Consider the following 9225-nt stretch of genomic DNA (forward strand, 5'->3'; position numbering starts at 1 on the left):
CTCTTCAGTCACGGCAGGTATCAACGAAGTGTGCAAACATCCCTCGACTTGCAACCGGGTGGAGATGAGTGTAACTAGCGATCGTCCGGTCGCAGACCGCGCCGTCAAGCCCGTTGCGGATCCCGCTTCCCCTGCTCAGCCTGTAGGCGTAACGCGTCCCCGGCGCCAGGTCAACACTGCTGTAGTGGAACTCGTGGCCGCGGAACGCCGCCTCGCCCATCGGGCTCTCCGCAACGCTCTTTCCGACCACATACCCGAGCATCCGTTTCGCGGGCATCCGGGTCTCGCCCTGGAACACCCCGACAAGGTCGCAGGCCACTTCCCCCTCCCGGCCCGCAAACCCGGCCTCGAGCACCATCCGCCCGGTCAGATATATTAGACCCCCACACTCTGCGTAGATCGGCGTCCCGTTCCTGGAGACCTCGAGGAGCCCCTCCCTCATCGCGGTGTTCGACTCGAGCTCCGCGCCGAAGACCTCCGGATAACCCCCGCCGATGACGTAGCCGTCCGCCTCCGGCAGACGGTCGTGGATCGGGGAGAACGGGACAACCTCCGCCCCGAGTGATGCCAGGACGTCGAAGAGGTCGGCGTAGTAGAAGTTGAACGCCTCATCGAGCGCAACCCCGATCCTCACATTAACCTCCTCCGGAACCGCAAAGACCCTCTCATCCTCTGCCGGAGGCTCAACCTCCCTGGCAATCGAGAGCAGCGCATCAAGGTCGACGTTTCCGGCGACCACCCGTTTCACTGCCTCGATCCGTGCCATGAACTCTCCCTGTTCCTGGCCCTCGCGGTACGGGACAAGCCCCAGGTGTCGCATCGAGAGTTCCATTTCCAGCGCACGTGGGATTGTGCCTACAACCGGGATGCCGCAGTAGTGCTCGATCGCAGATATGACCTTCTCCCGGTGCCTGCTCCCCGTTATGTTGTTCGCGATGACCCCCCGGATATCTATATCGGGGTCAAACCCCTGGAACCCTCTCACGATCGCCGCGGCGCTCCGGGTAATGCTCCTGGCGTTTACCACCAGCACCACGGGGAGGTCGAGCAGTTTTGCGATCGCCGCCGTGCTTCCGAGGTCTGAGAGTGCCTCTGCCCCCTCAAACAGCCCCCGCACCCCCTCGACCACGGCGATGTCCGCTCCCCGACAACCGTGGGCAAAGACCGCCAGGTTCTCCGCCGGGCTCATCACGTAACCGTCCAGGTTCCGGCAGGGCCGCCCGGTCACCCCGGCAAGGTACGAGGGGTCGATGTAGTCCATCCCCACCTTGAATGTCTGGACGGTCCTCCCGGTGGAGAGGAGCGCCGATAGCGCCAGGGTGATGCTCGTCTTGCCGCTCCCCGAGCGGTCACCGGCAACAAGGAATGCCTTCATCGCATGCTCCGCAGAACCGCCCCGAACTCGCTCTCGACGATCTCACGGACGCCCAGGGTTTTTGGGTGGAGGTCGATCTCGACCATAACGTGGCGATGACCCATCTCCCGGAGCGGTTCGACCTGTCGGGGGCCGTTCGTGATCGAGAATACCTCTATCCCCTCAGTGTATTCCGGCGGGACGGCGTGTGGAACCCCTACCAGGAGCGCGAAATCCGGGTTGACCTCACGGATCCGTCCCCCGATCGCCTGGCCGTTTGCCCCGTACTCGTCCAGCGCCCCAATGAGTTCGGGCTCGAGCCCGCGCCCTCTCATCCCGGCGAGTATGCGGGCGGCGTCCTCCCTGACCTTCGGGAGCCCGCGGTCTTCCAGGTTTGCGATGTAGGTGACCGCGGCCTCCGGGCAGGCATCATGTAGCGCTATCAGTTCGTCGGCGAAGATGTAGGCGGTCTCTTTCTTTGCGTTCATGACCGCAACACCGGTGGCACCGTTCCCAGCAAGTTCAAGGAGTCGCTCTGCTGCGATATGTTTGAGGTCTCCACGGGATGGCTCGATGTAGGCCCTGGAAGCCGCTCCCCTCAGTCTTTCCACCTCGTTTGCCTTAAGGAGGAGTGAACGCTGCCGTTCCAGTTCGTCGGCGCTGATCCAGCCTGCCGATGCAGCCGGTTCCAGGGTCGCAAGCACCCCCTCGATGTTCTCCCGGAACCCGGCATGGATGTCCACCGCGATCGTCGGTGTGGTTATCCCGGCGTCCAGGATCGCCGACTGGAGATCCTCACCGATGATCATCGCAACACACGTCCCGACAACCGCCATACGCCGTGGCGCAAACATCTCATCCGCGTGGCGGAGCACCCGCACAAGGAGGTCGTGGCCACCGAAGATGAACTCGTTGTCTGCAAGCGATGTCGTCAGGACGCGCATACCATCCTCCTCAAGGAGCCGGGCGTGTTTGAACGAGCAGCCCGACGGGCCGTGGAGGATGGCCACGTCCACGCCGAGGTCCCGGGCGGTGTAAAGCGCCGCAACGATGGAACTCGGTCTTGGTTGAATGTAGTCCATGATCTTATCTCCAGGTCTTTACCGCGAGCACTATCGCACCCACCGGCGTGATCTCACGGGCGGCGGCAAGCCCTGCCTCAAGCGTTGCCGCTTTCTCTCCCTCCCCAACGTACACGGTTGCGTTGGGGCGGACGGCCGCAACCGTCCGGCTGATCTCGGTTGCAGGGAAACCCTCACAGACGGCGTGAGCCTCCTCCCCGATAACGAGGGTCAGTGGGGCGTCGCCGACGATGTCCCTTGCGTAGCGGGCGGCCTCAACCGTGGTCGCCATGTTCGTGCCGCTGTTTGCGTTGTCGACGATCAGGAGACCTCCATCCCGGTGGGCGGCCATCCTTCCAGGGAGGGCGGAGAACCGTCCGAGGGGCGAGGGATCGACTCCGAGCACGCAGGCGGCCGCGGTCGCAAGGGAGAGAGCCATCCGGTAGCCTACAAGGCCCAAGAGCGGGTTTCGAAACGACCCGGCGATCCCGTAACCCGAGTAGTGGCAGGTCTCCCCCTCGACAGAGGCCACCTTCCCGGCAGGTACGCAGCCGGGGAGGTCAAGCCCCTGGGGGAGCACGACCCTCGGTGCACGGGCAAGCAACCGGAGTTTCGCAGCAAGGGCCCGCCTCTTCCCCGCCGCGATGGGATAATCCTCCACAGATGTCAGGACAGCCAGATCCCCGGCACCGGTGACCCCGAGCGACTCTTCGGCGACCAGCCAGCCGCCGATCCGCTCCGCCTCGCGTGCCGCCGGTATCAGGGAGGCCGGGGTGATGCTCTTCTTCCAGAGGAGCTCCCGTTCGGGGTAGCGGTAGGTGCCGCTCGAGGTGTGCAGCACGCCCGGCCCGGGCATCAGCGCGGCGATGGCGTGGGCGGTGGTGGTCTTCCCCCTAGCTCCGGTGATCTCAATGAACGGCCGCCCCGCCCCGCCTGCGATGAGAAGTTCCACAACCTCGTGGTGCGAGAGCGCGGGGCCGTGCTTCTGGAGGAGCGGGTGATCAGGGTCGAGGTGGACCGGCGCAGTGACAAGGTCGTATGTACGGACGAGCGCCTCCTCTACAGGAATACCGGTCTCTCTTCGGTAGACGTCCACCTCATCCACCTGGTGACCGGCATCCCGGAGCGCCACGGCAAGGTCAGCCCCGCCGTGGATGGTGTCCAGCACCAAGATGCGCATTCCGGGTCAGCGTTCCAGTTCGGCTATTGCCTCGGCTGCGTTCTTCAGCATCAGCTCGGCCAGCAGAGGGTCGCTCCCTATGGGGCTGGCGTAGACCAGGGGGACGTTCTTTCCGTTCATATGAAAGGTGCCGACCCGGGCACCCTCAGGCAGCCCCAGGATCTCGGGGATGTCCTTCTCGATGTGGACGCCCCTTGCAAGGAAGAGTGGGACGACGACCAGCATCTCGATATCCTCCTTCCGGAACGCCTCAAGTTGTTCCTGCACCGTTGGGGTGTTAAGGCTCATGAACCCGGTCCTGACGATGTACTCGTCCGTCTTCATGGCGATGAGTTTTGCGGTGGTCTCTACGAGGTCCTTGTTGTATGGGAGTTTGCTCCCGTGGCCGACCAGTAGCATGCCCTTTTTAGCCATATATTAAAAGGTACTACGATACTCAATTAAAATAATTACTGATCCTTCTTACACAGGGTTTTCCCGCTGCCCGCCCGCATCCCGGGTTGAAGACGCCCTTCCTGTGACGCAACGCAAATCAATATCCTCTATCACCACCAACGGATGGAAAGGTATGAGAGAAGCTTATGATCGTTTTGAACTAACCATAAACGATCGGATCGTCAAGACCCCTGTAGCAATAGCCTCCATGGCCGGGATCGTGGATGCAGCCTACGTTCTTGAGCGGGCGGAGCATGTTGGCGCGGCTTTCATCGGCGGTTATTCGATCGACCGCCCAACGATGGAGGCAAGCCGGCAGATGGCCGATGCCGGCCGAAAAGAGTTTCTATATGATGACCCCATTGAAGCGCTGGGTCGCGAGATCTCCGCTCTCCGGAGTAGCGACGTTGTCGTCGGGATCAACCTCCGCGGGAGCAGCCCAGAGTCATACGCCCGGGTTGCCGGGGCGTTTGAGGACGGTGTGATCTATGAGATCGATGCCCATTGCCGGCAAGAACCGATGATTGAGGCCGGTTGCGGCGAGTATCTTCTTGAGCACCGGGCAAAACTGCTTGAGATCATCCGCGCCCTGAAGGCTGAGGACGTCACGGTCTCGGTGAAGATGAGGGCGGGCGTCGCTGCGGACGATGCCGCACTTGCCCGCAGCATATGGAAGGCAGGGGCGGATATAATACACGTTGATCTGATGGACTTCGAGCACTCGAAAGTCCGCCAGATCAGAAACGCCTCCCCACTGACGCTTATCGCAAACAACTCCATGACCACCTTCGAGCGGGCGATGGATGCCTTCTCCCACGGTGCGGATATGGTCTCTGTTGCCCGGAAGTCTGATCCCTGGACGCTTGCGGGTCTGGATGCCGCGATCACCCGGGCGGCCGAGGAGGGGGGCTGGTACAACGCCCCGAAACAGATCTGCCGGGGCGGGGATATCAGAGGGCTTACCTTCTGTTGCATGCCGGTGAAACCCTGTCCGCTCATCCCGACCCTCCGGAAGGTTGGGCTTTCCCCGGAGGACTACCTTAACCTTAAACAGGAGGCCGTGAAGGGAACGCCTCTTGAGGGCGGGGCGACAACCTGTTTTGGGAGTCTTGCATGGTGCTGCAAGATCAGTTCTCCCTGCATGTTCCGGAACATGACCCTGGAGAGTATGAACCTTTCTCCGCAGGACTACATGCGCTGCAAGCGCCGTCTCTCGGAGACGATCATGCAAAGGATATTCGATGAAGCAGAATCTGGTGATGAGTCGGGCTGAACGCGCGCAGATGGCGATGATGCTCGAGGTCTGCGCCTACCCGAAACCCGGTAACGTCGACCGCTGCCATGACTACCCGGATACCCGGCTTGAACACTTCCTGGCCTCAGCCATCATGGCCCGTCCGGTCTTTGATGAGGCAGAGAGGAACGGCGGCCGCGTCGGGAGGCTGATCCACGATGCGGTTATGCGGACGAACGGTCACTCGGGAGGGAACACACATTTCGGTGCGTTCATACTCCTCGTCCCTCTGGTTCTCGGCGGGGATATCAAGGGTACAAGACGGGTAATTGCCGGGACGGATGTTCAGGACGCTGTCGATTTTTACGCGGCGTTTGCTCTCACGAGTGTCAGGGTGTTGAAGAGCGATGAACTGGATGTGAACGATCCGGCCTCGGTCGCCGCCATACGGGAGAGGGGGATGACCCTTGCTGACGTCATGGCCTACTCGGCACCGCGGGATATGGTTGCCCGGGAGTGGACGAACGGGTTTGCGCTGACACGCCGGTGTGCCGACCTGCTCCACGCCCACGGTTGTGGGAGGGGGGCGATCGTGGCGGCGTTCATGGACATTCTGGCATCGGAGCCGGATACTTTCATCGCGAAGAAACACGGGATGGCTGTTGCAGAGAGGACTATGCGGCAGGCGGCCGAGGTGCTTGCTGGCAGACGCGATCTGGTCACTTTTGACGTCGACTGTGTCTCTGCCGGGATCAACCCGGGGTCGATCGCTGATATCACCATAGCCGGGATCTACGTGGCCCTGGGGGAGGGATGGCAGTGGGACTGCTGAGCGAGGGAATAAACGAGGTGATCGCGACCACCTGCCGTAACGCTGCGCCCATAGGGATCATCAACCGTGGCGGTTCGATGCACATGGTCCTCTTCCGTGGTAGCCATACCGCCCGGAACGTCGCCCGGGACAGACGGGTGGTGGCAAACTTCGTCTTTGACCCGGTGATCTACGTCCGGACGGCGTTTGACGACCTCCCGGACGATGATTTTGTCATCGAGAAGGTGGAGGGAGATCTCTTCTGCCGTCTTCGCGATCTGGAGGCCTGGGTTGCGTTCACCGCCGAGGTGGAGCGGTCGAACACCGAGGCACTTGTTGTCCGGCTCACACCGGTTAAGGAGGAGGTTCTAGAACTCCGGCTGCATCCTGTGAACCGCGGGTTTTCAAGTATTATTGAGGCCACCGTCCATGCAACACGTTACGTCAGGACGAAGGACGTCTGGCTCTTGCGGCTGATCGAGCACCACGCCGCCCTTGCCCGGAGGTGCGGCGGTGAGAGGGAGCACGAAGCGCTCAGGCTGCTTGAAGACTATATCACCGGGAAGACGGGGAAGTGAGAGATTCTTCCCTGTAAAACTCCGGGGCAATCGTTCTTTCCAGGCTCCAGAACCAGAGCGATTTCTTTATAGGTACGGTGTCAGGGGTGGGTGTCCTGCACGAAAGATACTGTTCCGGAGCATGTCGAGACAGAGGCGAGGATGTTCCATCCCCCTCCCGCCAGCCCCACATTTGAGGGGCGATTCTCCATCGATACACTGCCAGGGCGGAGATCTCTTCACCCGTGTTCCCGGCGAGGAAACTCCCCTTAAATTTTATCCTCTTCCTCGTGCACCTTTGCCCCCCGCACGTCTTAGCGGCCCTGGATATCCTATTTTCCATATTGCGAGAGCACCTGGCTATCGCCGGAGATCGTGTCACAGGTCATAAGCCTCTGTCCCTCCACCTCGCTCGGTCTCGTTCTAGTGATTACTCCCGGGAAGACCTAGCAGGTTTTTGCATTACTGAAGGTATATATGTCCTCACGGTGACTCAGGGTTATCCATGAAGAGTATCGTTGAGACTGCAGTCGAGGATGAGCAGTTGAGCATCTCCGTTGAGATGCTGCGGGCAGGGGGGATGGAGAGGATACTCCTTGGGCCGGGGGAGTACACCGCGTTGTTCCCGACGAACGATGCGTATTCCGTCTTTTCAAAAGAGTTGCTGGACGCTGTCAGGGCTGACCCTCCGCGTCTTGCAAGCCTGGTCAGGTTCCACGTCCTGCAGGGCAAACTCACAACATACGAACTGGCGGGGATGGAGGCGATCAGGACGCTGGAAGGCGAGCACCTGGGGATCTCCGGGACGCCTCCTGGAATACGGCTGAATGGGGCCACCATCATAAAGCCCGACATCGAGTGCACAAACGGTATATACCATGTCATCGACCGCGTTCTCCTGCCGCGCGCCGTAGAGGCACGGTTGAAGCAGCAGAGCGTCGGGAGCGGTGATTGAGCACCGACCGACCCCCATATTTCAGTCTCTGACCAACCCTCGTTTTCCGAACATCGTCCGGGTTGCAAGACAGACCACCCCAACCGCCACATTGATCACCCCGAGACCCCAAACCAGGTTACTTTCCTGCAAGGAAGACCAGAACCAGGCCAGCGCTGTTGATAAGGGCGGATGCGGAACCGGTGTCCTCCCTCTGCTGATCGAGCATCAGGAACGCACCCTCCGGCCGCACCGAACTCCCCATGAGAGAGGCGGGCAAGAGGGCAAGTGCAAATCTCAGTGGCCCCGCAACCCCGAAGAGGCAGACAAGCAGACCGCTGACCGCCATGACGGCAAACCCGGCAGCGACGATCTTCCTGCGGCTCACGCGCCTTGTGAGCCAGAGGTAGAGGAACGGCCCCCATATTAGAGCAACGGCGTTCAGGGCGAAGTAGAGACTGTACCACTGTTCAGAGAGCCCGAAGCCCTCCGGATAGATATAGGACGACGCCAGGACAAAAGCAAGCGATGCTGTGCTTACAAGCGAGAAGATAACACGAAGGTATGTGAACCGCGGGTTCGAGAGAACAACCCCAAGTCTGCGTACCGCCTCTGTCACGCTACCGGTCGATCGCGATGGGGCAGTCTCCTCGAGCAACCGGCCGCCAATGAACGGTACAACACCGATGAAGGCGAGCGTCAGAAAGAGACCGCGCCATGAGGTGTAGGGGAGCATGGATGCCCCGAGAATCGGAGCGACCGCCGGGGTTATGACGACCATCGACTGGACGATAGCGAGCACAGACTCCTGTCTCCTCCCTTCGTAGAGATCCTTGACCATCGCCATCGAGACCGCGGACGCGGCGCTACCTCCCGCAGCCTGGAGGATCCGGAACACGATCAGAGGCCAGATGCCCCACGATGCGGCGCACCCAAAACTTGCTATGATGTAAACCACAAGCCCGAGAAGGAGGACCGGACGACGACCGTACATGTCAGAGAAGGGTCCCCAGAAGAGGAGGCCGAGGCTGAAGAAGAGGAAGAAGAGGATCAGGGTCAGGTTCGTCAGGCTGGCGGGGACGCCAAAGAGATCTGCCATCCCTGGCAGGGGGGAAGGTAGAGATCGGTTGAGAGCGGAAAGAACGCAGAGAGTAACGCGATAAGGAATATTAGCCCCCTCCAAAGCCATCAGGATCTCCAGCCTTATTTTACCGTTGGATTCGCGCTCTGAGGGGCAAAGATCGCTCCCCTTGCAAAAGTACACTCACCATTAAGCCCGATCTCTGATTCCGGCAGATTAAAACCGTAAAATTGATCGTACTAGAAGGAGAACCCTTCTTTTAGTGATAGGAGAATGAAGTCTCCACTAATAATAGATCCTGAAGACAAAAAGTGGTTACTACTAGAACGTGTTCTTTCGGTGACGACCTCCCGCCGGGCCAGGCAAGAGATGGCAAAAGCCGGACTAACGCCGGTCGCGAATACAGGTTCCATACTAAGACTGATGCTCATGGCACTCTTCTTCTCCGTGGATATCACCTACATGGTGGACGAACTTCGGAACCGGGCGGAACTACGTCGGTTTGCAAACATCGTCCATATTCCTTCAGCCGACACGGTCTATCGGTTTATCAGCAGTATCAACGAAGACCAGTTTGT

9 protein-coding genes and 1 pseudogene are annotated in these 9225 nt (G+C 60.4%); 5 read left to right on the plus strand and 5 right to left on the minus strand.

The features are described from left to right. Nucleotides 1-4: 4 nt before the first annotated feature. From cfbB to cfbA, 4 genes are read right to left on the minus strand one after another with little or no spacing between them, the layout of a single operon-like run. Entirely contained in the window at nucleotides 5-1375 is a 1371-nt protein-coding gene (cfbB, locus tag QMC91_RS03035) for a Ni-sirohydrochlorin a,c-diamide synthase (protein WP_300235153.1), read from the minus strand. Further along, nucleotides 1372-2436 (minus strand): Ni-sirohydrochlorin a,c-diamide reductive cyclase catalytic subunit, encoded by a 1065-nt coding sequence (gene cfbD, locus QMC91_RS03040; RefSeq protein ID WP_300235156.1) that lies wholly within the window; start codon nucleotides 2434-2436, stop codon nucleotides 1372-1374. The genes cfbB and cfbD overlap by 4 nt, the downstream gene beginning before the upstream one ends. Before the next feature lie 4 nt (nucleotides 2437-2440). Beyond that, on the minus strand, nucleotides 2441-3595 hold the full coding sequence (gene cfbE / locus QMC91_RS03045; protein ID WP_300235159.1) for a coenzyme F430 synthase: 1155 nt from the start codon (nucleotides 3593-3595) through the stop codon (nucleotides 2441-2443). Between the two features lie 6 nt (nucleotides 3596-3601). Continuing rightward, nucleotides 3602-4009, minus strand: coding sequence for a sirohydrochlorin nickelochelatase (gene cfbA, locus QMC91_RS03050; RefSeq protein WP_300235162.1), 408 nt, complete (start codon nucleotides 4007-4009; stop codon nucleotides 3602-3604). A gap of 154 nt (nucleotides 4010-4163) precedes the next feature. Between cfbA and QMC91_RS03055 the strand changes: the two genes are divergently transcribed. From QMC91_RS03055 to QMC91_RS03070, 4 genes are all read left to right on the plus strand, one after another. Further along, nucleotides 4164-5303, plus strand: coding sequence for a methanogenesis marker 9 domain-containing protein (locus QMC91_RS03055; RefSeq protein WP_300235165.1), 1140 nt, complete (start codon nucleotides 4164-4166; stop codon nucleotides 5301-5303). Then, a complete protein-coding gene (locus tag QMC91_RS03060) occupies nucleotides 5272-6096 on the plus strand; it encodes a triphosphoribosyl-dephospho-CoA synthase (protein ID WP_300235168.1) in 825 nt (274 codons plus the stop codon). The genes QMC91_RS03055 and QMC91_RS03060 overlap by 32 nt, the downstream gene beginning before the upstream one ends. Beyond that, entirely contained in the window at nucleotides 6084-6653 is a 570-nt protein-coding gene (locus QMC91_RS03065) for a DUF447 domain-containing protein (protein ID WP_300235193.1), read from the plus strand. Before QMC91_RS03060 ends, QMC91_RS03065 begins: the two co-directional genes overlap by 13 nt. Before the next feature lie 484 nt (nucleotides 6654-7137). Then, nucleotides 7138-7587, plus strand: coding sequence for a fasciclin domain-containing protein (locus tag QMC91_RS03070; RefSeq protein ID WP_300235171.1), 450 nt, complete (start codon nucleotides 7138-7140; stop codon nucleotides 7585-7587). Nucleotides 7588-7705: 118 nt separating this feature from the next. Here the strand turns inward: QMC91_RS03070 and QMC91_RS03075 are convergent, their stop codons facing one another. Further along, nucleotides 7706-8665 (minus strand): Bcr/CflA family efflux MFS transporter, encoded by a 960-nt coding sequence (locus QMC91_RS03075; RefSeq protein WP_300235174.1) that lies wholly within the window; start codon nucleotides 8663-8665, stop codon nucleotides 7706-7708. Between the two features lie 255 nt (nucleotides 8666-8920). Between QMC91_RS03075 and QMC91_RS03080 the strand changes: the two are divergent. Beyond that, a pseudogene (locus tag QMC91_RS03080) lies at nucleotides 8921-9225 on the plus strand (transposase); the annotation flags it as partial.

Origin of the sequence: Methanoculleus sp. (genome assembly GCF_030019085.1) — an archaeon.
Taxonomy (GTDB): domain Archaea; phylum Halobacteriota; class Methanomicrobia; order Methanomicrobiales; family Methanoculleaceae; genus Methanoculleus.

Excerpts from the sequence above, each read along its gene's own strand:
- cfbB (WP_300235153.1), bottom strand. The coding sequence starts at position 1,375 with ATGAAGGCATTCCTTGTTGCCGGTGACCGCTCGGGGAGCGGCAAGACG.
- cfbD (WP_300235156.1), bottom strand. The coding sequence starts at position 2,436 with ATGGACTACATTCAACCAAGACCGAGTTCCATCGTTGCGGCGCTTTAC.
- cfbE (WP_300235159.1), bottom strand. The coding sequence starts at position 3,595 with ATGCGCATCTTGGTGCTGGACACCATCCACGGCGGGGCTGACCTTGCC.
- cfbA (WP_300235162.1), bottom strand. The coding sequence starts at position 4,009 with ATGGCTAAAAAGGGCATGCTACTGGTCGGCCACGGGAGCAAACTCCCA.
- QMC91_RS03055 (WP_300235165.1), top strand. The coding sequence starts at position 4,164 with ATGAGAGAAGCTTATGATCGTTTTGAACTAACCATAAACGATCGGATC.
- QMC91_RS03060 (WP_300235168.1), top strand. The coding sequence starts at position 5,272 with ATGAAGCAGAATCTGGTGATGAGTCGGGCTGAACGCGCGCAGATGGCG.
- QMC91_RS03070 (WP_300235171.1), top strand. The coding sequence starts at position 7,138 with ATGAAGAGTATCGTTGAGACTGCAGTCGAGGATGAGCAGTTGAGCATC.
- QMC91_RS03075 (WP_300235174.1), bottom strand. The coding sequence starts at position 8,665 with ATGGCAGATCTCTTTGGCGTCCCCGCCAGCCTGACGAACCTGACCCTG.